General features: G+C 56.6%; 25 protein-coding genes. 18 read left to right on the top strand and 7 right to left on the bottom strand.

The annotated features are described in order from the left end of the window. Positions 1-33: 33 nt before the first annotated feature. Together RBB82_RS06515 and RBB82_RS06510 are read left to right on the top strand one after the other, a co-directional pair. Positions 34-1,299, top strand: a complete 1,266-nt coding sequence (locus tag RBB82_RS06515) for a diguanylate cyclase domain-containing protein (protein ID WP_433974305.1) — start codon at positions 34-36, stop codon at positions 1,297-1,299. An 84-nt stretch (positions 1,300-1,383) separates the two neighbouring features. Continuing rightward, positions 1,384-1,749: a hypothetical protein gene (locus RBB82_RS06510; protein WP_433974303.1), complete on the top strand. Its 366-nt coding sequence runs from the start codon at positions 1,384-1,386 to the stop codon at positions 1,747-1,749. Between the two features lie 105 nt (positions 1,750-1,854). Here RBB82_RS06510 and RBB82_RS06505 read toward each other — a convergent pair whose 3' ends face one another. Further along, on the bottom strand, positions 1,855-2,826 hold the full coding sequence (locus RBB82_RS06505) for a 2-hydroxyacid dehydrogenase (protein WP_433974302.1): 972 nt from the start codon (positions 2,824-2,826) through the stop codon (positions 1,855-1,857). Between the two features lie 177 nt (positions 2,827-3,003). On the opposite strand from RBB82_RS06505, the gene RBB82_RS06500 reads away from it, so the two are divergent. The 3 genes from RBB82_RS06500 (at position 3,004) to RBB82_RS06490 (ending at position 7,284) form a co-directional block, all read left to right on the top strand. Further along, the gene (locus RBB82_RS06500) at positions 3,004-3,969 is read left to right on the top strand and encodes an alpha/beta fold hydrolase (protein ID WP_433974301.1); all 966 of its coding nucleotides are present in this window, start codon (positions 3,004-3,006) and stop codon (positions 3,967-3,969) included. A 99-nt stretch (positions 3,970-4,068) separates the two neighbouring features. Further along, complete coding sequence (locus RBB82_RS06495; protein ID WP_433974300.1) at positions 4,069-6,111, top strand: S9 family peptidase; 2,043 nt, start codon at positions 4,069-4,071, stop codon at positions 6,109-6,111. Positions 6,112-6,189: 78 nt separating this feature from the next. Next, entirely contained in the window at positions 6,190-7,284 is a 1,095-nt protein-coding gene (locus tag RBB82_RS06490) for a hypothetical protein (RefSeq protein ID WP_433974299.1), read from the top strand. A gap of 50 nt (positions 7,285-7,334) precedes the next feature. Here the strand turns inward: RBB82_RS06490 and RBB82_RS06485 are convergent, their stop codons facing one another. From RBB82_RS06485 to RBB82_RS06470, 4 genes are all read right to left on the bottom strand, one after another. Further along, positions 7,335-8,420 carry a diguanylate cyclase gene (locus RBB82_RS06485; RefSeq protein WP_433974298.1) on the bottom strand — a complete coding sequence of 362 codons (1,086 nt, stop codon included), beginning with the start codon at positions 8,418-8,420 and terminating at the stop codon, positions 7,335-7,337. 147 nt (positions 8,421-8,567) lie between these two features. Further along, the gene (gene moaA / locus RBB82_RS06480; RefSeq protein WP_433975344.1) at positions 8,568-9,626 is read right to left on the bottom strand and encodes a GTP 3',8-cyclase MoaA; all 1,059 of its coding nucleotides are present in this window, start codon (positions 9,624-9,626) and stop codon (positions 8,568-8,570) included. 350 nt (positions 9,627-9,976) lie between these two features. Next, positions 9,977-10,261, bottom strand: a complete 285-nt coding sequence (locus RBB82_RS06475; RefSeq protein WP_433974297.1) for a hypothetical protein — start codon at positions 10,259-10,261, stop codon at positions 9,977-9,979. Positions 10,262-10,435: 174 nt separating this feature from the next. Next, positions 10,436-10,708 carry a hypothetical protein gene (locus RBB82_RS06470; RefSeq protein WP_433974296.1) on the bottom strand — a complete coding sequence of 91 codons (273 nt, stop codon included), beginning with the start codon at positions 10,706-10,708 and terminating at the stop codon, positions 10,436-10,438. Positions 10,709-10,850: 142 nt separating this feature from the next. Here RBB82_RS06470 and RBB82_RS06465 point away from each other — a divergent pair, with 142 nt between their 5' ends. The 6 genes from RBB82_RS06465 to RBB82_RS06440 all read left to right on the top strand — a co-directional run bounded on the left by RBB82_RS06465 (position 10,851) and on the right by RBB82_RS06440 (position 15,950). Continuing rightward, the gene (locus tag RBB82_RS06465; protein ID WP_433974295.1) at positions 10,851-11,033 is read left to right on the top strand and encodes a hypothetical protein; all 183 of its coding nucleotides are present in this window, start codon (positions 10,851-10,853) and stop codon (positions 11,031-11,033) included. Beyond that, positions 11,030-11,761, top strand: a complete 732-nt coding sequence (locus tag RBB82_RS06460) for an SIMPL domain-containing protein (protein WP_433974294.1) — start codon at positions 11,030-11,032, stop codon at positions 11,759-11,761. Before RBB82_RS06465 ends, RBB82_RS06460 begins: the two co-directional genes overlap by 4 nt. Before the next feature lie 52 nt (positions 11,762-11,813). Next, on the top strand, positions 11,814-12,626 hold the full coding sequence (locus RBB82_RS06455) for an acyltransferase (protein ID WP_433974293.1): 813 nt from the start codon (positions 11,814-11,816) through the stop codon (positions 12,624-12,626). Between the two features lie 154 nt (positions 12,627-12,780). Continuing rightward, a complete protein-coding gene (locus RBB82_RS06450) occupies positions 12,781-13,482 on the top strand; it encodes a site-2 protease family protein (protein ID WP_433974292.1) in 702 nt (233 codons plus the stop codon). A 297-nt stretch (positions 13,483-13,779) separates the two neighbouring features. Continuing rightward, positions 13,780-14,889 carry a tryptophan--tRNA ligase gene (trpS, locus tag RBB82_RS06445; protein ID WP_433974291.1) on the top strand — a complete coding sequence of 370 codons (1,110 nt, stop codon included), beginning with the start codon at positions 13,780-13,782 and terminating at the stop codon, positions 14,887-14,889. 5 nt (positions 14,890-14,894) lie between these two features. Further along, a complete protein-coding gene (locus RBB82_RS06440) occupies positions 14,895-15,950 on the top strand; it encodes a segregation and condensation protein A (protein WP_433974290.1) in 1,056 nt (351 codons plus the stop codon). A gap of 17 nt (positions 15,951-15,967) precedes the next feature. Here the strand turns inward: RBB82_RS06440 and RBB82_RS06435 are convergent, their stop codons facing one another. Together RBB82_RS06435 and RBB82_RS06430 are read right to left on the bottom strand one after the other, a co-directional pair. Continuing rightward, positions 15,968-16,627: a cysteine hydrolase gene (locus tag RBB82_RS06435; protein WP_433974289.1), complete on the bottom strand. Its 660-nt coding sequence runs from the start codon at positions 16,625-16,627 to the stop codon at positions 15,968-15,970. A 205-nt stretch (positions 16,628-16,832) separates the two neighbouring features. Next, positions 16,833-17,444 carry a PEP-CTERM sorting domain-containing protein gene (locus tag RBB82_RS06430; RefSeq protein ID WP_433974288.1) on the bottom strand — a complete coding sequence of 204 codons (612 nt, stop codon included), beginning with the start codon at positions 17,442-17,444 and terminating at the stop codon, positions 16,833-16,835. Between the two features lie 383 nt (positions 17,445-17,827). Between RBB82_RS06430 and RBB82_RS06425 the strand changes: the two genes are divergently transcribed. The 7 genes from RBB82_RS06425 to msrA all read left to right on the top strand — a co-directional run bounded on the left by RBB82_RS06425 (position 17,828) and on the right by msrA (position 23,937). Beyond that, positions 17,828-19,432 carry an inorganic phosphate transporter gene (locus tag RBB82_RS06425; protein ID WP_433974287.1) on the top strand — a complete coding sequence of 535 codons (1,605 nt, stop codon included), beginning with the start codon at positions 17,828-17,830 and terminating at the stop codon, positions 19,430-19,432. A 141-nt stretch (positions 19,433-19,573) separates the two neighbouring features. Continuing rightward, positions 19,574-20,806 carry an SMC-Scp complex subunit ScpB gene (gene scpB, locus RBB82_RS06420; protein ID WP_433974286.1) on the top strand — a complete coding sequence of 411 codons (1,233 nt, stop codon included), beginning with the start codon at positions 19,574-19,576 and terminating at the stop codon, positions 20,804-20,806. Beyond that, positions 20,806-20,988, top strand: a complete 183-nt coding sequence (locus RBB82_RS06415; protein ID WP_433974285.1) for a hypothetical protein — start codon at positions 20,806-20,808, stop codon at positions 20,986-20,988. Before scpB ends, RBB82_RS06415 begins: the two co-directional genes overlap by 1 nt. A 69-nt stretch (positions 20,989-21,057) precedes the next feature. Continuing rightward, positions 21,058-21,645 carry a hypothetical protein gene (locus tag RBB82_RS06410; RefSeq protein ID WP_433974284.1) on the top strand — a complete coding sequence of 196 codons (588 nt, stop codon included), beginning with the start codon at positions 21,058-21,060 and terminating at the stop codon, positions 21,643-21,645. Positions 21,646-21,783: 138 nt separating this feature from the next. After that, positions 21,784-22,215, top strand: a complete 432-nt coding sequence (locus tag RBB82_RS06405; protein WP_433974283.1) for a cupin domain-containing protein — start codon at positions 21,784-21,786, stop codon at positions 22,213-22,215. Positions 22,216-22,306: 91 nt separating this feature from the next. After that, positions 22,307-23,260, top strand: a complete 954-nt coding sequence (locus RBB82_RS06400; protein ID WP_433974282.1) for a pseudouridine synthase — start codon at positions 22,307-22,309, stop codon at positions 23,258-23,260. A 200-nt stretch (positions 23,261-23,460) separates the two neighbouring features. Next, positions 23,461-23,937, top strand: coding sequence for a peptide-methionine (S)-S-oxide reductase MsrA (msrA, locus tag RBB82_RS06395; RefSeq protein ID WP_433974281.1), 477 nt, complete (start codon positions 23,461-23,463; stop codon positions 23,935-23,937). Positions 23,938-24,017 lie beyond the last annotated feature (80 nt).

Genomic DNA, 24,017 nt, shown 5'->3' with positions numbered 1-24,017 from the left:
CAAAGCCCGGCAACCGGGTCGCATGAAAGATAGATGAACTACCGACTCACTCCCGATCTCGCCGCAATGGCTGTGCTCCTGACGATTCTGTACTTCCTGCGCAAGCGGCATCCGCAGGAGCGGGTAGATCTGTGGATCACCGGTATGCTTTTCATCTTTCTCGAAGCCATCGCCCACGCGTTTTACACTCCGAAAGGCCAGTGGCACCTGCCCTCGCATATCGTCGCGTTGGACGCGTACCTTGCTGCGGGCGTCATCTTTCTGTGGGCTGCGGCCAAGCCGCTTTATCCGCATAAACCGACCCTTTACTATCTCCTGCTGAACGCTCCACCGATCTTCGCTGTTCTTACTACGTATGGCCTCGACGTTAGAACTTCCGGGATCTTTCATGTCTTCATCGCCTGTGGTCTGATTCTCGGTCTTATCAGCCCCTTTCTTCTTGCGCGTAGTGCAAAGTTGGGTCGCGGCTGGTGGCTTGTCGCCTTACAACTAGCAGTCTGGGGCTCGGGGTGGTACTTTGCCTCCCATGGCATGTACCGGGATGCGGCTTATATTCCGCTCTTCGCCCTTTATCTAAGCACCGCGGTGGTCTTCCAGCTCAGCCTGCCGAGCAAGAGCCTGGGCAAGGTCGCGATCGTCCTCGGCTTCACCGTCTGGGCGCTGGTCTTTCTCTTCCACTCCTGGATCACCAACCGTCCGCAGTATATCGACATCGCCGCTCAGATCTGGGATATGCAGAAGTTTCTGGTCACCATCGGGATGCTCCTGGTGATGCTCGAACATCAGGTCTCCAGCAATGCTTGGTACGCGTTTCACGATCACCTGACCGGCCTGCCGAACCGGCGCCTCTTTGAAGACCGCCTGGTCGCAGCCATTCAGCAGTCTGAGCGCAACAATACTCGTACGGCTCTCTTGATGCTTGACCTTGACGGCTTCAAGTTCATCAATGACTCCCATGGCCACGAGGTCGGAGACGAGGTGCTGCAGCATATCTCAAACAACCTCCGCGTTGCCATTCGTGCGCCCGATACGCTTGCCCGTCTGGGGGGAGACGAGTTCATCATCATCGCTACCGATTTGCCTCGCTATCAACCGGCGGAGCTGATCGCTGAGGCCAGCGTCGCGCTTATCTCTGACGCTCTACGCAAGCCTGTAACTATCAATGGCCATGCTCTTACGGTCACAGGAAGCATCGGCGTAGCTGTCTACCCGGACGATACTACCGACGAAGTTCAACTCCGCCGACTGGCCGATCAACGCATGTACCTGCAAAAGCGCCAGATTCCAGTTAGCGTCTAAATCAGCAAAAAACGAATTTTCACACTCACCTTTTTCTATCTGCTGCATCCTATTCCAGTACACATTTTCATCAGGAGAGATTTCATGGCAACCGAGACCCTAACCTTCGACCTCACCGCAACCTTTCTTACCCTCGGCTTGGATATCCCCTCCGCCTTCAACAGTTTTCCTGACAGCCTGACGGAGTCCGCAGCGCCTGAATTCCTTAGCGCCGCCAAGAAACCTTTGGACGACGACGAGGACGAGTTCAAGGACGAAGATGAAGATGAAGATGAGGACGACGAGCTCGAGGACGACGACGCGGAAGACGACGAAGAAGATGACGATGAATACGAAGATGACGATGACGACGAGGAGGAAGAAGAGGACGACGACGAGTACGAAGATGATGATGAGGAAGAAGAGGAAGACGACGACGTCGACGAACTTCAGGTAGGACGCAGGCGGTAGGCTCTCAGAGAGCTCGTCTTACCTCGTTCACTTTCAACTTACGTACTCATCTGGCCTGAACTCCGCTGAGCGGGGCAGGCCAGTTGCTTTTATATAAAAGGGGATTTAGTAGCCGACGTCGGTCACAACATTTTCCAGTTCTTTCCCGGCCATGAACCTTCGAACCTGCTCTGCTCCAAAGCGGAACGCTCTGTGAATGAACTCCGGCGTCGAGCCGCCAACGTGTGGGGTGATCAGGCAATTGGGCGCCGACCATAGTGGATGGCCCGGCGGAAGTGGCTCGGGGTCTGTCACGTCGAGGGCAGCGCGTATTCTATGCTCCTGCAACGCTTCCACCAGCGCTTCGGTGACCACGACCGGTCCGCGCGCCGCATTGACGAGCAGAGCTCCACGCTTCATGAGGGCGATCTCTGCGGCTCCGATCAGCCCAAGTGTCGCTTGCGTCAAAGGCACAATCAGTACGACGACGTCAGCGTTCGGCAGATGCCGATGCAACTCATCGATCCCGAATACATCGTCCTCGGGACGTGCACAGCGAGCTATTCGGACGATCGTCACCCCGAACGGCTTCATGCGCGCCTCGATCGCGGCGCCAATCGAGCCATAGCCGACGATCAGGATCGTCTTGCCCGCTAGATCATCCCCTAACACCTGATACTGTCCGACCTGGGCGCCGCCCTCATTGAGAAAGCCGTCCGTCACCGAAGCCTGCCCCTTCCACTCCTGTCGCAACTGCAGGTCGCGGTAGCGTGGAAATCGCTTCAGAGCCGCCAGGGTCGCGGACAAAACCCACTCCGACGCAGAGACGTCGTGAATTCCACGTCCATCACAGAGCACAATGTCCTTCGGCAGCCATGGCGAAATCCAATCCACCCCTGCCATCATCGACTGCACTACCTTTACGCCGCGCAGCTGGTCAAAAGTATCCTTCGCGTCTCTTCGAGCAAACACGAGAATCCAAAAATCGACATCTATAACCTCGGACGGCCTTCGGGGAATTCGCACGATCTGTGCCTCAGGTGGGAGATCCACCAGCAACTCCGGGGCAAGATTCTCATCAACACCAACGCGCATCATCTCCCGAGTGTGCCTGAATTTGAGAAGAAAAAGAAGACTGGTCGTCTTTAAGCAGGTTCTGTGGGGTTAAATCTATGTAACTTGTTAAAGTTAATTTGACAGGTTACAAAAAGAATGTAACCATCAACTTCGGCGCTGCAGGAGATCGATCCAACTCGGTGAGCGCGGGAGCAGACTATGAATAGGCGAAACTTTCTTACGCGCGGCGGCATCTCTTTTGCCGCCGCCGCTGGCTCATTTCCAGTTGCAAACGCTGAACCCATATCGGAGAAGACGAACGTGCCTCATACCTCAATCCATCGTGTCCAGGCAGACGGTGTTACTGTCTTCTATCGTGAAGCCGGTGCTGCGGATGCCCCCGTCGTTCTCTTGCTCCATGGCTTTCCGACCTCGTCGTTTCAGTATCGCGAGCTGATCCCTCGTCTTGCGGACCGCTATCGCGTCATTGCGCCTGATCTCCCAGGCTTTGGATTCACTGAGGTGCCAAAGGAGCGTCAATACAAATATTCTTTCGATGCGCTGGCGAAGACGATTCTGGCGTTTACAGACGCGCTGCAGCTGAAGCGCTACGCACTCTATGTCTTCGACTACGGTGCACCGACTGGTTTTCGTCTGGCGATGGCGCACCCGGAGCGCGTCACAGCAATCGTTTCGCAGAACGGCAACGCCTACGAGGAGGGTCTTGGCGATGCATGGGCTCCCATTCGACGCTACTGGAGCGAGCCGACAGCTGCGAACCGTGAGGTAGTGCGCAATGCAGCAATCAGCCCCGAGGGAATTCGTTATCAGTACACCGAAGGCGTGCCCAACCCCGACGTGATCGCGCCCGAGGGCTACATACTGGACAGCGCGATGATTGCGCGGCCCGGCAATACGGACATTCAACTCGATCTGTTCCTGGACTACGCAAACAATGTGAAGCTCTACCCCGCGTTTCAGGAGTACTTCCGCAAATCGAAGCCGCCGCTGCTCGCAATCTGGGGCAAGCACGATCCGTTTTTTATCCCTCCCGGAGCAGAGGCTTACCGTCGCGATAACCCGAACGCGACCGTTCAGTTTCTGGATACGGGACACTTCGCGCTGGAGACCCACGTCGAGGAGATCGCACTCGCTATGAGGCAGTTTCTAGCGAAGTCGGCATAGCAGTCAATCCGGCCATTTCACGGCCGGAGTGTTCCATTGGGAGAGATCGATGCGTAGGTTTATTATTCTGTAACCGTCATCTTCCTCTCGGAGCTGCTCTTGAAAAACTCACTTCTCTCAGCGCTAGCGATTGTTTCTCTCGCCACACCCATTGCCGTTCGCGCACAGCAGCCGCCCATCATCGACCGACAGCTTTTTTTTGGTGAAGTGCAGATCTCTGGTGCGCAGATCTCGCCAGACGGACAGTTTATCTCGTTTCTCAAGCCGTACAAGGGTACGCGCAACGTCTGGGTGAAAAAGGCGGGCCAGCCGTTCAGTGCGGCGCGACCCATAAGCGCTGAGTCTACACGTCCAGTTCGAAACTACTTCTGGAGTCGCGATTCGAAGTACATCCTGTACGTGCAGGACGCTGCCGGCGATGAAAACTTCAACATCTACGCGATCGATCCGACTGTAGCTGCAGACCCCAAGACGGGTGTGCCGCCGACGCGTGCGCTGACTAACCTCAAGGGAGTTCGCACTGAAATATTTTCGGTGCCGAAGTCGAAGCCGGACATTCTTTACATTGGGTTGAATGATCGTGATCCACACTGGCATGATCTGTACGAACTGCACCTGTCGACGGGCGAGAAGAAGCTCATCCGCAAAAATACCGAGGAGATCGCCGGCTGGGACTTCGACCACGACGGCAACTTACGGCTGGCCGAACGCACAAACAAAGCGGGTGACACGGAGATCCTGCGGGTCGACGGGGATGGCTTCAAACAGATCTATAGTTGCACTGTGCTCGAAGGCTGCGGAGTTGAAGGCTTCGATGCAGAAAACAAGCAGGTGTACCTGACCACCAATAAGGGTGCGCTCGATCTCAGCGAAGTCGAGATGTTGGATCCCGCAGCCGGGGCAATCACCAAAGTGGAAAGCGATCCGGAGAACCGGGTCGATATCGCCGGATTGGTGACCTCGGACATCGACCATCGGATTTTGTTCACGCAGTACGAAGACGACCGGTACAGGCTCTACTTCCGCGACAAAGAGTTTGAAAAGCAGTACCACTGGCTTCAAACGAAGCTGCCCGGAAAAGAGATTCATTTCGGAGCTCGCTCTGCTGACGAGAACATCTGGATCTTGAACGCCAGTAGCGACACCGAGCCGGGCGAGACCTACGTCTGGGACCGCAGTGCAAATACGCTTGTGCTTCAGTACCGAATTCGCGAAGAGTTGCCGCGTACGGCGCTCTCGGAGCGCAAACCGTACCACTTCAAATCGAAGGACGGATTGGATATCCCTGCGTACCTCACGCTGCCCAAGGGGCTCGCAGCGAAGAATCTGCCGCTGATCGTCTTTCCGCACGGTGGTCCGTGGGCACGTGATTCATTCGGCTTCGACACCTTTGCGCAGTTCTTCGCGAACCGCGGCTACGCGGTCCTGCAGCCGAACTTCCGCAGCTCCACTGGCTTTGGCAAGAAGTTTTTGAACGCCGGTAACGGCGAATGGGGCCGAAAGATGCAGGATGACCTGACCTGGGGCGTGAAGGCGCTGGTCGCTGACGGTACGGTTGATACGAAGCATGTAGGCATATTTGGCGGGTCATATGGGGGCTACGCGACGCTGGCTGGCGTCGCCTTTACTCCGGATGTCTACGCCGCTGCGGTCGCGTATGTCGCTCCGTCGAACCTGATCACACTGCTCGACGCCATTCCGCCGTACTGGGAGGCAGGGCGTAAGCAGATGTACACGCGCATGGCCGACCCGACCACAGCGGACGGCAAGGCGCTTCTGGTTGCCGAGTCTCCACTGACGCAGGCGAAGGCGATCGTGACTCCACTAATGGTCGTTCAGGGCAAGAACGATCCACGCGTAAACGTTCGTGAGAGCAACCAGATTGTGGCTGCGGTGCGCGACAACGGCAAGCCTGTCGAGTACCTGGTCGCACCCGACGAAGGCCATGGCTTCGCTCGTCCCATCAACAACCTTGCGATGGTCGCAGCGATGGAGGAGTTCTTCGCGAAGTACCTCGGAGGCCGCTATCAGAAGGAAATGCCTACCGACGTTGAGGCAAAGTTGAAGGAGATCACTGTCGATCCGAAGACGGTGAGCGGAGACGTGAAATTGAATGGTGCGTTGGCGGCTCCAGCGAAGTAGACAATTCGCCAACTGTCGTGGGGGGAATACTTCGTAAGGATCGCATCCCGAGGTGCGTCTAAACTGGTGGGCAACGTTATGACGACACACGATAACCGATTCTCGACGCGGATTGTGACCCGGATTGCCTCGGCTATGCTTACCTCCGGGATAATTGTCGTGGCTCCTCCCGGCCTCGCGCTCGCCCAGCATACGTCAGTAGTCCAGTCCGGCCCGGATACGGCTCCTCGACGCACCCGCCTCATCCTTAAGGACGGCAGCTATCAGATCGTCATGAGTTATCGCGTCGTGGGCTCCATTGTGCACTACGTCAGTGCCGAACGGGGTGGCGCAGAGGAGGAGATTCCTGTCTCTCTCGTCGATCTCGACGCTACCCATCGATGGGAGAAGCAACATACTCAACCTGCAACGCCCACCGACTCCGAGAATCCTCAGCCTCCCGCGATCGATCCAGAGCTTCTAAAAGAGGAGGCCGACCGGGCCGCTCTCACTCCCGAGGTCGCCAAAGACCTTCGGCTCCCCGAAGAAGACAGCACGCTGGCTCTCGATACCTTTCGGGGCACCCCCGAACTTGTTCCCCTCGCCCAGACCGACAGCGATCTTAACCGCAATACCGGTCATAATCTCTTGAAGGCCGCGGTCAACCCGCTCTCAGCCTCTCACCAGATCGTGCAGCTCAAAGGCGAGACGTCGCCTATCCAACTTCACGTTAAAGACCCGGTACTCTACCTCCGTATTGGCGACGAGACCGTCGGCAACACGGCAGGCGCGCCCCTTACTGTCGATACCCACGGTGCGACCAGCAATATCAAAAGCGATCCGGAGGGTGGTTCTGCCAAAAGCCGTTATGTCATCGTCCGTGCCGATATTCGCAAAGGTGTTCGCGTAATTGCCAGCTTTCGTATCGGGATGCTTGGCAGCGGGCAGCGCCAGGAGGATGTCGTCGAGACCACCTCAGAACTTCTGCCGGGAGGACATTGGCTCAAGGTCACGCCAAAGGAGCCGCTCGACTTCGGCGAGTTTGCCCTGATGGAGGTCATATCCGATAAGGCCGTCAACCTTGGCGTGTGGGACTTCGGGGTACACCCCGTCTCTCCTGAAAATCGCGACGTCATCAAGCCCGAGCCTCGGCGTGGTGTCACCTTGGAGCGTCATCGCCCCAGCGAGAACTGACCCATCATGGATGGATCAAGAAAAATCCTGGAAAAGATCAAGAAAAATGGTTAGACGCGTGGCACTGTGTCTCGTTCGATGAAGAGTTCAGAGACAGCCTGCCGCGAACCGCTGATCGGTCTGGATTGCTCGACGCGTCCGACCGTGCCTCGTCCTGCAACCGCAACGTTGTCTCGCGTCACTTTGGCTTCATACATCATGGTGTCTGCTGCTCGCAGAATTGTCGCTACGGTATTTCCATCCTCCGGAAACGACGCCAGCCCAAAGCTTCCCGAGACGCTGAGCGAAAGCCCCGCACCTTCAAGAAAACGCGCTCCCCGCAGATCTTCGCACAGCGCCATTGTGGTGCCGACCGCCGCAGCCTTTCCCATACCCGGAAGAAGCGCGACGAATTCGTCTCCACCATAGCGGAAGGCCGCATTGTTCGGCCCGAGTGACCGCTTCATCAGGCCGCCAATCTCGGCCAGTAGCCTGCTCCCCACAAGGTGTCCATGCGTATCGTTCACCGATTTGAAGTGGTCCAGATCGACGAACATCAGACTAAATACCTTCCCCGCCGCTACCTGTTCATCCAGCATGGTGTACAGATGCCGTGCATTGAAGAGTCCGGTGACGTCATCGGTGATGGTGAGCTCTTGAATCAGCGTCATCGACCGGGCGTTCTGGATCGCAATCGCTGCATAGTCGCACAGGATGCGCAGAAACGAGATCGAGTGCTCCGACAACAGATCGAGCTTGCTGTTCAGCAGCTGAATCACACCGAGCGTCTTATTTCCTGAGCGTACTGGCACGCAGGCGATCGACTGAATCCTCAAATCGGGATGTTTGTTTGCAAATGCTGACCAGTGCGGATCCAACGCTACATCCGGCACGACCAGCGGATTGCCCGTCGCCGCCACCCAACCTGCCACACCCTCGCCCAACGGTACGCGAAGCCCCTTCAGGCTCTCTGCATTTTCACCAACGGCGATCGCGTAATAGAGCTCGCCCGTAGCCTCATTCACCATCAGGAGCGACCATCGCTCCGGCCCGAAGAACTGGGCCATCTTGTCCATGATGGCGCCGAGAATCTCCTCCAACTCCAGGCTTGATGTCAGAGCGCGCGCTACGTCATGAAACACCCGTAGGTGGTCCATTTGGCGGCTCTCAATGACCTCAAACTGTCGTCGGTCCTTCAATCGATGTCCTTTGAAAGTATGTGCAGAGTTTTGCACATACCAGATATCAGGCTCTCATAAGTCTACTAATGTTTCAATAAACTGCCGGAAATATACGATACAGCCCTAGCCGCCGATGTGGACCATATTTCTCGATGGCTTTTCAAAACCTGGTTCACCGATGTGATGACGCGCCTCTTTGCGCATCACCATCGTGCGAATATACGCAGCCAACTCCGCATCCGTTCCGCCGCGAACCATCTCACCATACAGATCGTGGTCACTCTGCGAAAACAGGCAAGTCCGTATCTTTCCGTCGGAGGTGAGGCGTACCCGGCTGCAGTGCCCGCAGAAAGGCCGCGTCACAGGAGCAATGATTCCGATTTCACCGATCCCATCATCGAAGGTAAATCGCTTCGCCGTTTCACTTGAAGCGTGCGGGGCCAGCTCAACCAGAGGACGATACGCATTCAGTCGTCCCATGATCTCCTTCATTGAGATTACGGACTCCAACTTCCAGCTACGGTCCTCTTCCAGGGGCATCCACTCGATAAACCGGACGATCACACCTTCGCGCCGTGAGAACTCTGCGAATTGCTCGATCTGTCCATCGTTAAAGCCTCTCAGGAGCACACAGTTCACCTTCACCGGGCCCAGGCCCACCGCCTGCGCCTTACGAATCCCCGCCAGCACCTTGTCGAAGCTGCGCGGAACGCGTGTGATCGCTGCGAAGGTCTCCGCATCGACCGCATCCATGCTGACGGTCACGCGATTCAGGCCAGCATCCTTTAGCGGCTGCGCCAACCCCTCCAAAAGGTGTCCATTTGTGGTCAGCGCAATGTCGAGCGGCACTCCCATTCCATCTGCAAAAGTCCCGTCCGGCAGATACGCCGTGCGCATCGCGGCCACCTCGCGCACCATCTCCACCAGGCCGGACCGCAGCAGCGGCTCCCCCCCGGTGAGGCGAATCTTTTCCACCCCCAGGGAGACGAAAACCTGCACCATTCGGATGTAATCCTGGATTGCAAGCTCGGTATACTGAGGGCCTTCGTTGCCTGTTCGACAATAAACGCACTTATAGTTGCATCGGTCTGTTACTGAGACACGCAGATCTGTGATGGCCCGGCCAAATTTGTCTCGAAGCCTTCCCTCAACCTGAGCAGTTGTCTCGACTGGCTCCAACACTGCGGTATTTCCAGCATCAATCGTCAAGGCAGCCCCGTGATCACCATTCCTGCGTTTCTCTACTTTGTTTAGATGCAATAGCTTGGCAAGAGGATGAATACGGGTCTGATTGCGATCGATGTTTTGACATCAGACTCGCAAATCCGCCAACCCGGACGCGGCGGCTGCCGCAAGATTAGCTCAGTTGCCCGGGAGATCTTCCAAACAAAGAGGAATGGCCTGCGCTAATGACACACTCCGGCAGACAATTCTAGGCAGAGAATATCAGGAACGGAGCTTTTGCCACTCGAAAATTTCGCACAACTCATCCGTCGTCATTCCCGCGACAAAAGGTTCTGTTTTACAGCGATTTAGTAGCTAATGAACTCGTTGCTGCCGCGCTTCAGCCGAATGCCCACGATGCCGAAGACCAGCGCGGCTGTAAACGTGATCGCATTCCAATACACGACCGGATGCGCCCAGCCGGGCGACAGGGTCAGGTCTTGCCCACTCCACAGGGTCAGCAAGGTCGCTACGATCAGGCTCTGAAAGCAGAGAACGAGAAAGAGCTGGCCGCGGCGCCGACGTTTATCCAGTCGTTCTACCTCATCCGGGGTCAGATTGCGTTCTTCGATGGGTAGCAGTGTGTTCGCCATTGCTTTCTTGGTCTCCGCGTATTCCTGGTGCAAGGTGTTCCGGTTCAAAAAGGTCGCCGCCCTAAGGGACGCCCGTCATGTTGTATTAAATCATAGCTGGCCCCAGACGATCGAGCAGAAGGAAAATCTTTCTTTACCAAGGCCCAAGATAGAGCCGAACGGGTAACCAAGATGCTAAATAAACGCCACCGACTGGATACCGACCACATCAAACCGTTTGCGGCATCGAACGTTCTTGCAACCCATCGGGTCATCCCGACGCACCATATAACTCTGCGCCTTGGCAAAACGCGCCCGGTCGCGGTCATCGGCACCACGTGGGAGCTGCGCCTTCTTCCGCCGCACTACCCATTCAATCTGGTAGTCCCCTTGTTGCCCGCAGTGAGGACAGGTCATCACATGCGTTCGCTGTTCCGCCCGCTCATCAAAAAAGTCGCGTTCTTCCATCCCACACCTCATCCGGTCTCCGGTTCGAGCTACGAGCCGAATCCCATCTGCAATCCTGCCTCAGATACCCCCTTACAAGCAAGAGTCATGCATAATCACGCATGGGCCTCGAAGCCCGGAACGAACGCAGGAAGGATCTCGGATGAGTAAGCCCAAGAAGCAGGTGTTCTCCAAGGTGAAAGCCGTCAAGGCGAACGCCCGTGCCCGCGTTGGTACTCCGCCGTCGGAGCGGGTGCTCCCTGATCCTAAGCAGAAGCTAGCTGCAAAACCGAAGCACAAACCCACCATGGCCGACCTACTCAACTCCACAGGAGAAGATTTATGAACGTCCACCGCCTCGCTCCGTTGGCACTCTGTGCTACCTTGTTCGCCATGAACGCCGCCGCTCAGACCATTCAAATCAGCAAAGAGAATCGCACGATTGCCATCACCGCCACGGACAAAGTCACGGTGCTGGCGGACACCGCTACCGTCCACATCGGATTTATCGCCTATGGCCCCGACAGCGACACTGCCTACGCCACTGGCTCTCGTGTATCGAACGCCATCGTCAAGGCCCTTACTACGGCTGGCGTCGCCTCGGACGCGATCGAGAGCGAGAATCAGAACGTCTCTCCGGTGCAGGAGTTTCAGATCGACAAGCTGACTCCAGCCGAGAAGGCTCAGCGCAAATTTCAGGTCACTCAGAGCTGGACGGTTCGGACGAACGCCGATGATGCCGCAAAGACTCTCGATCTCGCGGTCAAAGCCGGTGCGAATCAATCTGGCCAAATCGATTGGAGTATGAAGGATGAGAACGCGGCCCAGGCTGAAGCTGCGGCAAAGGCGTTGCAGCGTGCCCGCTCCGTCGCGGGTGAGATGGCCAAAGGCCTCGATGTCAAACTTGGTGCTCTGATTTATGCGAGCAACGAAACTCAGGCCGAACCGCCGCGACCGTTGATGCGCGCGATGGCTGCCGCGCCTATGGCAATGCAGAAAGTTGCTCCTCTTGCCATCAACCCGCGTCAGATTGAAAAAACCGCCACCGTCTACGCCGTCTTCGCCATAGAATAGGCCGACACAGATTCGCCAGCCTGGAAGGTGGACGAAAAACAGCGAGGGATATATGCCAATCCACACATACCGTGAACTCAAACCCACTCCCGAAGCTGAGGCCCTGTATCGCCGCTGGCTCGCTAAGCTCAACGATGAGTTCACCCGGCACCAGTCACCCGACCAGCGCGCGGAGATCGTGCGTAATGAGCTCTACCAGCTATATCTCGGTCAGCCGTACAAGGGTCACCTGAAGGCCGTGCTCAACAGCGAGCTCGCCATGTACTCGCTTACCGAGAGCTTTGATCCTCGCAATATCACGCTTGAACCGGAGTATTATGGCGACGTCGATGTCGAACAGTACGCCATCCGCAAACCACTTATCTGGTTCTGGCAGATGTTCGATCGCTCTCCCCTCGGACTGAACCACTGGCTTGGTTTCCGCTTCCGCTGCATGCTGGGCCGGCACATATTCCGTCACCTTGGCAAGCACGTCAAGATCTTTCATAACGTCGAGTTCACCTATGGCTACAACCTCACGATCGAAGACTCCTGCACGATCCACAAGAACGTCATGCTCGACGACCGTGGCGGAATCATCCTCCACGAGGGAACCAGCGTGTCCGACTATGCCAATGTTTACTCGCATACTCACGACATCAATAACCAGTCAAACATCAACAATAAGGTGACCGAACTTGGGCCGCGCGCGCGGATTACCTACCATGCGACTGTGCTTGCCGGAGTGAATGTAGGCGAAGACGCCATGCTGGGAGCCATGGCGCTGGCCACCAAACCGGTTCCGCAGCAGACCGTCTCGGTGGGCATCCCGGCGAAGGCCAAGATTCAGAAACAAGCGACGCAGCTCTCGGCGCATACGCTGTAGCGTTCGAGCAGGCAGAGCAGTGAAGACGCGTTGCGGAGAAAGCTAAGCATAACCTCTCGTACCTCTGGTGCGAGAGGTTATGTGAAAACTATGGTGCGAGCCTGCGGTTGTCTTTACGGTCTTATCACGCAAAGTTGAGTAAACTTGAACACGTATGAATCAGGAAGCAGTCCTCATCGTCTTTCAAGTTGTCGTCCTGGTGCTCGCCTTCAGTGTTCATGAATGCGCTCACGCCTGGACTGCGTGGCGCCTTGGTGACCCTACCGCCAAGATGCTTGGCCGCGTCACGCTCAATCCGCTGAAACACCTTGATCCACTTGGATCGGTGTTTATGCCACTGCTGGCGTTGGTGTATCACTGGCCGCTGATCGGGTGGGCGAAGCCGACTCCTGTTACGGCTCGTAACTTCAAGAACTACAAGCGCGACGACATTCTGGTGACGCTGGCCGGGCCTGCGAGTAATCTGCTTTCGGCGACGATTGCCTTGATTCTATTGGTGATTATCAAGCACCTTGTGCCGGGAGGCGTGCTTGCGATTGGTACGGCGATGGCGCTGGCTTCGCATATACCGGGGATTTCGACGGAGAATCTTCCTACCCTCTTTCCGATTGCGCTCTTTCTTTACTTTGTGATCCTGATCAACCTGTTGCTCTTTGTTTTCAATCTGATTCCGATTCCGCCGCTCGATGGCAGCCATATTCTGCGTCACTTTCTTCCTTATAAGGTTTTGCAGGTTTATGACCGGGTGGGCATGTTTGGCATGATTATCCTGATGCTGGTGGGCGGGAGCTTTATCTTCAGCATCTTCTTTTCGCCTCTTCTGAGCACCTTTAATCGCATTCTCTTCACCCTCTAACTTGAGATTTTTGACGAGATTTTTTGGCGTGGTCACGGGGAGAAGTTTCGTCGATTTCCTTGGTTTTTTGGGGGGTGTTTTGGAAAAAGTGGGTGCTTGAACGTGGTTTTTGGGTGGTGAAATCGTGGTGCGATGTGTGGTGAATGTGGTGTTTTGGAGGGCTGTTTTCGAGTGCCAAAAAATGCGCCACATTTTCTAACTTTATTTTTGGGTCGTCTTTTTGTTTGCTGAAGGTAGATGGTTGATGGGTGATCCGCCATTGTCCGCTCGAATCATTTACCCTTGCATTTGATTGCAATGACTGAAAATACCAAAGACAACCTGACACCTTTACGTCCCCGCGTGCTGAGCGGTATGCGACCCACCGGCCGTCTCCATCTTGGCAACTACATGGGCGCGCTCTACAACTGGGTCAAGCTCCAGCACGAGTACGATTGCTACTTCTTTATCGCCGATCTGCACGCGCTGACGACGGAGTACGCCGATCCGACGTCGCTCCGCCAGAGCATACGGGATGTCGCGCTGGACTTCCTCTCCGCCGGGCTCGATCCCGAGGTTTGCACGGTCTTTATTCAGTCGCACGTTCCCCAGCATGCCGAGCTTTTTACCCTGTTCAGCATGTTTACGCCGCTGCCGTGGCTCGAACGGGTGCCTACGTACAAAGACCAGCAGGAGCAGCTCCGCGAGAAAGACCTGAATACCTATGGTTTTCTCGGGTATCCGCTGCTGCAGTCTGCCGACATTCTGCTGTATCAGCCGGATTTTGTTCCTGTTGGACAGGACCAGGTGGCTCACGTCGAACTGACTCGCGAGGTGGCGCGTCGCTTCAATGCTCTTTACTGCTCGCAGCCGACGCCCGCTATCGAAAAGGCTCGCGAAGACCACTCCGACAAGGAGATCCTCACGGCTGAGCTTTCTGCCAACGCTGTTGTCACTGGGATTCTTCCTGAGCCGAAGGTTCTGCTGACTCCTTCGCCGAAGCTCCCCGGTCTCGATGGCCGCAAGATGTCGAAGAGCTACGGCAATACGATCATGCTCTCCGAGCCAGAGGCGGATCTTCGCGCGAAGCTGAAGACGATGGTCACCGACCCGGCGCGTATTCGACGTACCGATGTGGGGAATCCCGATATCTGCCCGGTCTTCGACCTGCACAAAGTTTTCTCGACCGAAGAGACGCAGTTGGAGGTACGGCAGGGCTGCACGACGGCCGGCATCGGATGTATTCAGTGCAAGGGCTGGCTGTCTGACGGGATAGTTCGCGAGATCGCTCCCATACAGGAGCGACGCCGTGCGCTGGAGGCTGATCCAGGCCAGGTTGATGCCATTTTGTGGGATGGGTCCGCACGTGCCCGCCACCGCGCAATTCAGACGCTTCAGCACGTCCGCCAGGCCATCGGCCTCGAGTAATGACCATGCCCGACGAAACTCTACCTCCCGAAACGAACGTCGAAGACGTCAACGCTGCAGAAGAGACCGCCACCTCTGGGGCGGACGAGGTGGTCTCTGCAGAGACAGCGTCTGAAGGCGCTGCCGCTTCGGATGCCGAAGGTTCGACTGAAGGAGCGGACGCTGCTGCTCACGAGCCGTTCGCTCTGCAGCATCCGCCTGTGCCGCCGCGAGCGCCTGAACCGAAGCGCCCAGCGAAGGATAAGGCCCAGGAAGAGGTGTCGCAGTCGCCCTTTTCGGTTACCGTTGGCCAGGTCTATGACGGGCCGCTCGATCTGCTGCTCGACCTGATTCGCAAGCAGAACATCGACATCTACGACATTCCGATTGCGCGCATCACGAGCCAGTTTCTGGAGTACACGCACCACTTGAAGCAGGTCGATGTCGATGCTGCGGGCGAGTTCATCTACATGGCTTCGCTGCTGATCCACATCAAGTCGAAGACGCTGCTGCCTCGCGACCCTTCCGATGTGCTTTCGGGCGATCCGGAAGATCCGCGTCGTGAACTGGTGGAACGTCTGCTGGAACATGAGCGGTTCAAGGCTGCGGCGCAGATGCTTTTGCAGAAGCAGCAGATTGAAGAGGCGACCTGGACCACCTCCGGGCTGAAGAACTTCAAGCGCGACATCGGGGAGGTGGGTGCTCCTTCGCTGGATGAAGACCGGGAGATCGACGCAGATACCGTAGATCTGGTGCGGGTCTTTCAGGATGTTCTGCTTCGCCTGCGCGAGCGGCCCATTCTGAACGTCGATGAGGAGTCGGTGACGGTTGCGCTGATGATTGATTACGTGAAGCGCCGCCTGATGATGGAGGACAAGCCTGTCAGCCTGAAGCGGCTACTGCACAATACACACACGGAGCGGGCGCTGATCTGCATGTTTCTCGCGATGCTTGAGCTGGTGCGCCTGCAGGCGGTGTTGCTGCACCAGCCGGTGATTCAGGGCGACATCCTTATCAAGAAGACAGAGAACTTCGACCAAGTGCTCACCGACCATGCGCAGGCTCGCGACGACTGGCGTTAAACAACCTTCGTTTTTGCCTATGCCGGGCCGCTCTCCATCCATTTCACTGCCTCGGCTGTTGTCGGAACAGCGTGTGCGATGAACGCGTAATTAATAAGTGCTGCTGTGTAGCCGTAGCCCCACTCCGGATGTTTCGGTCCGGCGGTCGCGTCTTTCACGACTGCAACCTCGAAGCCTTGCTCGACTAACTCACGCAAGTGAGACTCGACGCACATGTTGGCCAGCATACCGCCGAGGATGATCTTGCTGATCTTCCGTTTGCGGAGCTGGATGACGAGGTCGTTCGACTCTGGCCCCCATACACGGTGCGGTGAGACGACGATGGTCTTGCCGTCTTCGATGTACGGCTTGAAGCGCTCGAGCCAGTCTGCACCTGATCCGCGGAAGCCATCGAGTGTGAGAACACCTTTGCGGCCGAACTCGTTTACCGCGAACTCATCGGATTCGAGAGGGCCGTTGATCTTCCATCCCTTGTCGGTGGGGTAGAAGTAGTGAGGGGAGATGAACACCTCGTACCCGTGAGCCTTCGCGGCTTTGAAGATGCTCTCCATATTCTCGATCGTGTTGTTTTCTTTGAGGCTTTCGTGAAGCAGCGGCCAACTGAGGCCCTTTTCACTCAAGACGTCGTTCTGAGGGTCGATAAAAACAACTGCGGTATCGCTCTTATCGAAGTTCATCGTTGCCTCCTTACTTTCGGTTATTCTTCGGAGTTCCGCCACGAGCAGATCGGTTCGTGCGTTCAATCATAGTCAGGGATTTGGTTTTTTGGGCCCCAGAACGCGAGGAGAAGCACGCTCACCAAGGATGAGGTCTGCTTCTTTTAGACAAACAGCTGTGCTGGCCACTTTACGCTTCATGGCCAGGGTTGAACAGCGCTGGATGCTAGCGCAGCGCTTTGCGGCGAAGGGCTGAGGTGAACAACAAGAGGCCGGTGCCCACCAGCAGCCAGGTGCCCGGCTCGGGAGTTGCGATCGACTTCGAGGTATCGAGAGCCTCAAAGATCTCCTCGCTGTTGCCGTCGGTCCAGGCGAAGTCGCCGGAGGCGTTCAGGAAGACTTGATCCGCTGAACCGCCGTGAAGGAGTTGAAGGGTGTCGCCGGAGCCGATGTAGACGCCGTTCGGATCGCCGTTGGGGTTGTAGAGCGAACCCATACCGACGAGGCCGTTGTTGCAGGTCTTTTTTGCGGCGTTGAAGCCTGCGGGCGTCGAAGTGCACGATGTTCCGTCGTCATAGGCGAGACCGGGCGCTGTTGAACTGTCGCTCACGGCCACACCGTTGGCGTAGGTCAAGTAGCAGGAGGGGCCGAACGCGCCACAGCTCTGCTGAAAGACAACCACGGAGCCAGCGGTGGTCAGGCCATAGATGCCGCGCGCGTTCGAATCGCCAAGATCGTAGATGGTGTAGGTGTCGGCGGATGCTGATCGCGCAAAACAGAAGAGGATGATTGCAGTAAGAACCGCCGCACTGCGAAGCCACTGTGCAAGGAGTTTCATAAAAACGACCCTCGAAAGGCTGAATTATAGGCTCGGCCCTTTCATGTGGCGATGGACGGAAGTTGTACACGCCGCCCGTGCCTGTTTATCGGTAATCGACTTGTAGCGTGATTTGGAGAACATTCTTGAAACCATTTTCGCGTCGCAGGTGACGTGGAGGTGCGTTTTCGGTAGACGCGGGCGATTCGCTGGGCTTCTGCCGGGCTTGTGTTCTGTGCGCAAACTATTGCAAACAATGGGTTAGTTTCTGTGGGCCCGTGAGAGTTGGGTTATCCTTCCTGTCTCCAAAAGAATGTATGTTTCACGCTGCTGTAACACTCCATTCGCAATGCGGGCCTATCGTCAGCTCACGCACTCATCTTGAATCTTTAGGCGAACCAATTATGGCTACTCCTGTAATCCATCCCACCGGTTCTCTGCTCGACCAGAAGCTCAAGAAATCGTCTCCCGGTAAGATTGGCGGCATCATCTTCGGTGTGCTGGTTGTCGGCGGTCTCGGATACATTGCCAGCCGGCTCTACACCGATCTTCTGCCGGTGCATGAAGGCTCGATCTTCCCTTATCTTCTGCTCGGCCTGGCGCTGTTCATCGCGCTTGGCTTTGAGTTCGTCAACGGCTTCCACGACACTGCCAACGCGGTCGCGACGGTCATTTATACGCACGCGCTTGAGCCGCATGTCGCGGTCGTCTGGTCGGGTATCTGGAACTTCATCGGCGTGCTCACGAGCTCGGGTGCGGTTGCGTTCGCGATTATCTCGCTGCTGCCCGTTGAACTGATTTTGAAGGTCAGCAAAGGCTCGGGCTTCGCGATGGTCTTCGCGCTGCTGATTGCGGCGATTCTCTGGAACCTCGCTACGTGGTGGAAGGGGCTTCCTGCCTCGAGCTCGCACACGATGATCGGTTCGATCATCGGCGTTGGCGTGGCCAACCAGTTGATGCACGGCACCAGCGGCGTGAGTGGCGTCGATTGGGAGCAGGTGACGAAGGTCTTCAAGGCGCTGCTCGTCTCGCCGCTCGTTGGTTTTGGTTGCGCGGCTCTGGTCTTCCTGCTGATGAAGGCCGTTCTGAAGGATCCACGTCTCTATGAGGCTCCTAAGGGGGCGGAGCCGCCGCCGTTCTACATTCGCGCGCTGCTGGTGCTCACCTGCACGGGCGTCAGCTTCGCGCATGGCTCAAACGACGGACAGAAGGGCATGGGGCTTATCATGCTCATCCTTGTCGGCACGGTGCCGACTGCGTATGCGCTGAACCACACCGTCGGGGTCAGCCAGGTGCAGACCTTCGCTGCGGTGTCGCAACAGGTGATCGGAGCGGTAGGCGACTACATTGATCCGAACACGACTGTCGCTGACAGCGGCCCGGAGTTGGAAGACTTTGTCAGCACTCACAAGTTCACCCCGCATACTATGCTCGCGTTGCAGGAGATGGTCGGCGATATCCGCAATGAGGCTACCCAGTACGGATCGCTTGGCGCGGTTCCCTCGGGCATGCAGGCTAACGTTCGTAACCAGATGTATCTCACCAGCGAGACGCTGCGCCTGATGCCGAAGTACGGCCCCAAGGTGAGCGATGCTGACCAGAAGATCTTCAAGAACTACAAGGGTATGCTGGATAACTCAACTAAGTTCATTCCGCCATGGGTGAAGGTTGCGGTCGCGCTCGCGCTCGGCCTGGGAACCATGATCGGTTGGAAGCGCATCGTCGTCACCGTCGGCGAAAAGATCGGCAAGACGCACCTGACCTATGCTCAGGGGCTGTCGGCTGAGCTTGTCGCTATGTTGACCATCCTCGCTGCCGACGGTTACGGCCTGCCCGTCAGCACCACGCACGTTCTGTCTTCGGGCGTGGCTGGGACGATGGCTGCGAATAAGAGCGGCCTGCAGATGTCCACGCTGCGCGACATCGCTCTTGCGTGGGTCTTCACCCTGCCGGTGGCAGCGCTGTTATCCGGTTGCCTCTTCTGGCTCTTCAATGCGATCGCGAAGTAGCTGCATCGGCTAGTTTCAGGGGACGGCCCGCCAGCTCGGCGGGCCGTTCTTCTTGCTTTGTGGCCTACTTTTCGGAACTTCGGGGGTGGGTGCCGTCAATCCCCTCGTCATTGGTATGCTTAGAAGTACACCAACGAGACCATGAGCCTTAAAGCAAAGATCGAAGCAGTTATTTACGCCTCTGAAGAACCGGTAACCCTGGCTCAACTTGCCGGCCTGCTGGGCCATGAAGCCCAGGCCGAACTTGACCACCTCGACGCGGCGCAGCACTCTCTTGCGCTGGAGGAGGCGACTGGCGACCCTACTTCTGTTGATCAGGACAGCCTGAACGATGAGGTTCTCTCCACCGTCCCCGATGATGTGGACCAAGCGGCGGCTGCGGAGGCCGAAGCCGCGCACGCCGAGGCTCTTGACCGCCATCTGCACGAAGCAGCCGCGCAGGAGGCCGCTCACGCAAAGGCGCTTCGCGAGCATGCCGCTGCAGATGCTGCTGCGATGAGCTCCGCTGATGATCTTGAAGCTGAAGCCGAGTTGGAGTCTCCTGCCGAGTCTGCCGCGGGGCATGAGATTTCTGAGGCGACAGACTCAGCAGAGCAGGGAAGCAAAGAAACTGCTGACGCGACGGTATCCGACAAGGATGAAAAGAAGCTTGCGCGCGAAAGAGAGCGGCGTTTGCGCGAGTACTTCCGCAGCATTCTGGACCAGCTCATCGCGGATTATGCGACCTCCGATCGAGGCCTCGAGATACGCGAGGTTGCCGGCGGGTACCGCCTCGCTACCAAGCCGGAGTACCACGATGCGGTGCGCGGGTTCGTGAAATCTCTGAAGCCACCGCTGAAGCTCTCGTTGCAAGCGCTCGAGACGCTCGCCGTAGTTGCGTATAAGCAGCCCGTAACCGCCCCGGAGGTCTCTGAGATTCGCGGAGTTGATTCGGGCGGCGTTCTCGGCTCGCTGATGACGCGCAAACTTGTGGCTACCGCGGGTCGTAAACAGGTCATTGGGCGACCGATTCTGTATAAAACCACCAAAGATTTCCTCCTTCGCTTCGGCCTGAAAGACATCAACGAGCTTCCCAGCATCGAAGAGTTTGAGAAGATGGCTGGCGAGCTGGCCGAGCAGGAGGAGATTCCCATGGAACATCACGCACCAGAGACTTCAAGCGATCTTGAAGCGGAGCGGGACCAGACTGAGCCCCAGGCCGACGGTGACAGCAACGAGACGGGTGAGACCGTGGCAGAGGAGGCCATCGTTGACGGCCGCGTCTCGGGCCTTCCGCCGAACTATGACACCGACATTCCTGTTGGTGGTGAGGGCGAAGACGCTCTCGATGCCGAGATCCAGAACGATCAACGCCGCGACTCCGAGGAGGGATAATGTCACCTTCAAATCAGGACCCCACACGCAATCCGCTCGATTCTCCCGAAAAGCCAGAAGATGAAGAGCCAGATACGGTAGCGACGCCGGAGGGCGACAATGAAGGAACGCCGGATGCTCCGCTGAAGCGTGCTCCGGAGGGTATGCAGCGCGTGCCCTTCATCGACACGAACAAGCTCTGATCCAGCAATCGTCGGTAGGAGTCGTCTACAGTAATTGGCTACAGTAATTGTGCAGGCGGTGCAGTCGCGATGACTCTTTCCGATTCGAGCCCTGACGTCTACTCTCACGTCAAGGTCGTCATCTCCATCATCGTTGGCCTCTGTATCACGACGCTGCTGAAAGGTTTCGCAGTCTTCGTGCAGCATCCCAAGCGTGAACGAGTCTCCCTGCTTCATCTCGGGTGGGCTGCCTCGCTTCTGCTCTGGATCATCCACTTCTGGTGGTGGGAGTTTCGTCTCGCGATGGTGCCGCGGTGGACCTTCGAGATTTATTTCTTCGTCATCCTCTACGCGATCCTGTTTTATTTTCTGTCTACACTGCTCTTCCCGTCGGACCTGAAGGACTACGCCGGCTACGAGGACTATTTTCTCTCGCGTCGCAGGTGGTTCTTCGGTTTTCTTGCTGCAACATTCATTGCGGACATCATCGACACCAGCCTTAAGGGCTCTGCTTACCTTCATTCGTTCGGCATCGAATATCCGATACGTATCGCGGTCAGTCTGGTGTTCTGTGTTGTCGCAATGATCACCAAGAACCGCCGCGTTCAGATGGCTATTCTTGCAGTCTCGTTTCTCTACCAGGTCTCGTTCATCATTCGCTTGTATGGCACGGAGTGATGCTGATGGCGTCCCCTGACCTGAAGCTGCAGAATGGCCTTTCGTCGATCTGCCCGTTTCGTTTGCTACGATGCTGCGTGTCGTAGTTTTTATAAATCTCAAAAGTCACGGCGTCGCAGTTCATGCAACGGAGCGGGAATGCCACCTATCAAAACCTTCAAAGTCTTTGGAGAGCCTGTCGATGTTCTCGTCAACGCAGCGATGTCCAACGGAGTCTCTGCTGTAACTATTCAACACGTCCCTCCCGGCGGTGGGCCGCCACCACACAGCCACACCCACGAAGACGAGACTTTCTACAATCTGGAAGGTGATTTTGAGTTTCTGCACGAGGGCGAATGGCACCCACTCGGTGTCGGTGAAACAGTATTTGGTCCGCGCGGATCGATACACACCTTTCGCAACGCTGGAAAGACGATAGGGCGCATTCTTGTCTTCATTACACCTGCAGGATTTGAGGACTATCTTGAAGAGATCAGCTTCTACTCGCCTGCCGCGGACATGCCAAAGATCCTCGAGATCTCAAAGCGCTTCGGGGTCACCTTTTACCCTGATCCCTGCGTCCGCGATTGACGGGTCGCGGACGCAGCGCAAACAGGAGATAATAGAGATTGAATTCTCACGACCGCGATGAGCAGCTCCGCAGTCAGAAAGCTGGCAACACATGACGAAGTCTCCCTCTGCAGCAAAGCCCGACAACAATGGCGAACCTAAAGGCGACCGCCTCCAGAAGATTCTTGCGCAGGCAGGGATCGCCAGCCGCCGTAAGGCCGAGGAGATCATCCTCGAAGGTCGCGTGCAGGTCAATGGTGTGATCGTCAACACACTCGGCACGCGCCACGATGCGCTGAAGGATCACATTCGCGTCGACGGCAAGCTGCTTCACGGCCCCGAGCAGCAGCGCTACTACATGCTCAACAAGCCGCGCGGCTATGTCACGACACTCGACGACCCAGAGAAGCGACCTACCGTCATGCAGCTCATGGCGAAGCAGAAGTCCGGGCCACACGGTGACAACGTTCGTCTCTATCCTGTAGGGCGCCTCGACTATCTCAGCGAGGGCCTCATTTTGATGACGAATGACGGCAATCTTGCCAACGCACTCTCGAAGGCTGCTGCACGCGTCGAAAAGACCTACCTCGTCAAGATCAGCGGCACCCCACCTGCGTCAGGGCTTGATCAGATTCGTCGCGGCATCATGATCGACCGCGGCCGTCTCGATGAGGTTCGCAGTGGCCGTCGCGACCGCATCATTACTTCACCGGCGAAGGTTGAACTCGTTCGCGGTGGGGACAACCCCTGGTATGAGCTGACTCTCATCGAAGGCCGGAATCGTCAGATCAGAAAGATGTTTGAAGAGATCGGACACCACGTCGAGAAGATTCGGCGCATCGGTTATGGCGCGCTTCGCCTCGATGTGCCGCCGGGCGAGTTCCGCGAGTTAACACTTGGCGAAGTGATGGCGCTTGACCGCGCTGCGAAGGGCAAGAAGGTTGTACCGAAGAAGAAGACTCCCGAGTTCGCGCAACTTAAATCTCCTGTTAAAAAGAAATTCACAAAGCCACGTCGTCAGCCGACTGGAACAAAATCGGCGAGCCGTCCACGACGCCCCAGCTAATTGTTGAAACGTCTTGCATACAGTTTTCTAAGCCGCGCTTATCTAACTAGATACGCGGTCGTACCATTTTGTTTTTCTACCACCTTTGTCCGCTTGACACTTCTCTTATGTCGCGCTCAAAATACTCGGGCTATTAACCTTGCGGGTGGTGACAATCGCAGCGCAAGAGCATCCAATGGACGTAGTCAAGGAGCAGCAAAGTGGTAATTGAAAAAGCAACATTTGGAGCAGGATGTTTTTGGGGCGTAGAGACCCGATTTGGCGAGATCACAGGTGTCATCGATACAGCCGTAGGATACGAAGGCGGCGAGCTCGAACACCCAACCTATAAAGAAGTTTGTACGGACCGCACAGGCCATGCGGAGGTCGTTCAAGTCATCTTCGATTCATCCCGTCTTTCTTACGAGACACTTTTGGACGCGTTCTTCGCGATGCACGATCCCACCCAGGTAAATCGCCAGGGTCCGGATTGGGGATCGCAGTATCGCAGCGTCATCTTCACTCAAACCAACGAGCAGTTCGCACAGGCACGCGCGAAGATCGCAGAGCTTAACGCAGCCGGATCGTATCGCAAACCCATCGCAACTCAGGTCGTTCCAGCAACAACGTTCTGGAAGGCTGAAGAGTATCACCAGAAGTATCTCGAGAAGCGTGGCATGGTGAGCTGCCACATCTAATCGTCGTTTCATAGATACAGAATCGAAAACGGCGGCAACGAATCCATGTTTTCGTTGCCGCCGTTTTCTCTTTCTGGTGA

Origin of the sequence: Tunturiibacter lichenicola, from assembly GCF_051013355.1 — a bacterium.
Classification (GTDB): Bacteria; Acidobacteriota; Terriglobia; order Terriglobales; family Acidobacteriaceae; genus Edaphobacter; species Edaphobacter lichenicola_F.
Note: the sequence above shows the minus strand (reverse complement) of the source record. Positions and strands in the feature narration are given on the sequence as shown.

What these genes read in the sequence shown, in the direction of transcription:
- scpB (WP_433974286.1), top strand. Translation starts at nt 19,574, where the DNA reads ATGAGCCTTAAAGCAAAGATCGAAGCAGTTATTTACGCCTCTGAAGAA.
- RBB82_RS06515 (WP_433974305.1), top strand. Translation starts at nt 34, where the DNA reads ATGAACTACCGACTCACTCCCGATCTCGCCGCAATGGCTGTGCTCCTG.
- RBB82_RS06405 (WP_433974283.1), top strand. Translation starts at nt 21,784, where the DNA reads ATGCCACCTATCAAAACCTTCAAAGTCTTTGGAGAGCCTGTCGATGTT.
- RBB82_RS06460 (WP_433974294.1), top strand. Translation starts at nt 11,030, where the DNA reads ATGAACGTCCACCGCCTCGCTCCGTTGGCACTCTGTGCTACCTTGTTC.
- RBB82_RS06425 (WP_433974287.1), top strand. Translation starts at nt 17,828, where the DNA reads ATGGCTACTCCTGTAATCCATCCCACCGGTTCTCTGCTCGACCAGAAG.
- RBB82_RS06410 (WP_433974284.1), top strand. Translation starts at nt 21,058, where the DNA reads ATGACTCTTTCCGATTCGAGCCCTGACGTCTACTCTCACGTCAAGGTC.
- RBB82_RS06500 (WP_433974301.1), top strand. Translation starts at nt 3,004, where the DNA reads ATGAATAGGCGAAACTTTCTTACGCGCGGCGGCATCTCTTTTGCCGCC.
- RBB82_RS06435 (WP_433974289.1), bottom strand. Translation starts at nt 16,627, where the DNA reads ATGAACTTCGATAAGAGCGATACCGCAGTTGTTTTTATCGACCCTCAG.
- trpS (WP_433974291.1), top strand. Translation starts at nt 13,780, where the DNA reads ATGACTGAAAATACCAAAGACAACCTGACACCTTTACGTCCCCGCGTG.
- RBB82_RS06415 (WP_433974285.1), top strand. Translation starts at nt 20,806, where the DNA reads ATGTCACCTTCAAATCAGGACCCCACACGCAATCCGCTCGATTCTCCC.
- RBB82_RS06485 (WP_433974298.1), bottom strand. Translation starts at nt 8,420, where the DNA reads ATGGACCACCTACGGGTGTTTCATGACGTAGCGCGCGCTCTGACATCA.
- RBB82_RS06475 (WP_433974297.1), bottom strand. Translation starts at nt 10,261, where the DNA reads ATGGCGAACACACTGCTACCCATCGAAGAACGCAATCTGACCCCGGAT.
- RBB82_RS06450 (WP_433974292.1), top strand. Translation starts at nt 12,781, where the DNA reads ATGAATCAGGAAGCAGTCCTCATCGTCTTTCAAGTTGTCGTCCTGGTG.
- RBB82_RS06400 (WP_433974282.1), top strand. Translation starts at nt 22,307, where the DNA reads ATGACGAAGTCTCCCTCTGCAGCAAAGCCCGACAACAATGGCGAACCT.
- RBB82_RS06505 (WP_433974302.1), bottom strand. Translation starts at nt 2,826, where the DNA reads ATGATGCGCGTTGGTGTTGATGAGAATCTTGCCCCGGAGTTGCTGGTG.
- RBB82_RS06440 (WP_433974290.1), top strand. Translation starts at nt 14,895, where the DNA reads ATGCCCGACGAAACTCTACCTCCCGAAACGAACGTCGAAGACGTCAAC.
- RBB82_RS06510 (WP_433974303.1), top strand. Translation starts at nt 1,384, where the DNA reads ATGGCAACCGAGACCCTAACCTTCGACCTCACCGCAACCTTTCTTACC.
- RBB82_RS06455 (WP_433974293.1), top strand. Translation starts at nt 11,814, where the DNA reads ATGCCAATCCACACATACCGTGAACTCAAACCCACTCCCGAAGCTGAG.
- RBB82_RS06465 (WP_433974295.1), top strand. Translation starts at nt 10,851, where the DNA reads ATGAGTAAGCCCAAGAAGCAGGTGTTCTCCAAGGTGAAAGCCGTCAAG.
- RBB82_RS06490 (WP_433974299.1), top strand. Translation starts at nt 6,190, where the DNA reads ATGACGACACACGATAACCGATTCTCGACGCGGATTGTGACCCGGATT.
- RBB82_RS06430 (WP_433974288.1), bottom strand. Translation starts at nt 17,444, where the DNA reads ATGAAACTCCTTGCACAGTGGCTTCGCAGTGCGGCGGTTCTTACTGCA.
- RBB82_RS06470 (WP_433974296.1), bottom strand. Translation starts at nt 10,708, where the DNA reads ATGGAAGAACGCGACTTTTTTGATGAGCGGGCGGAACAGCGAACGCAT.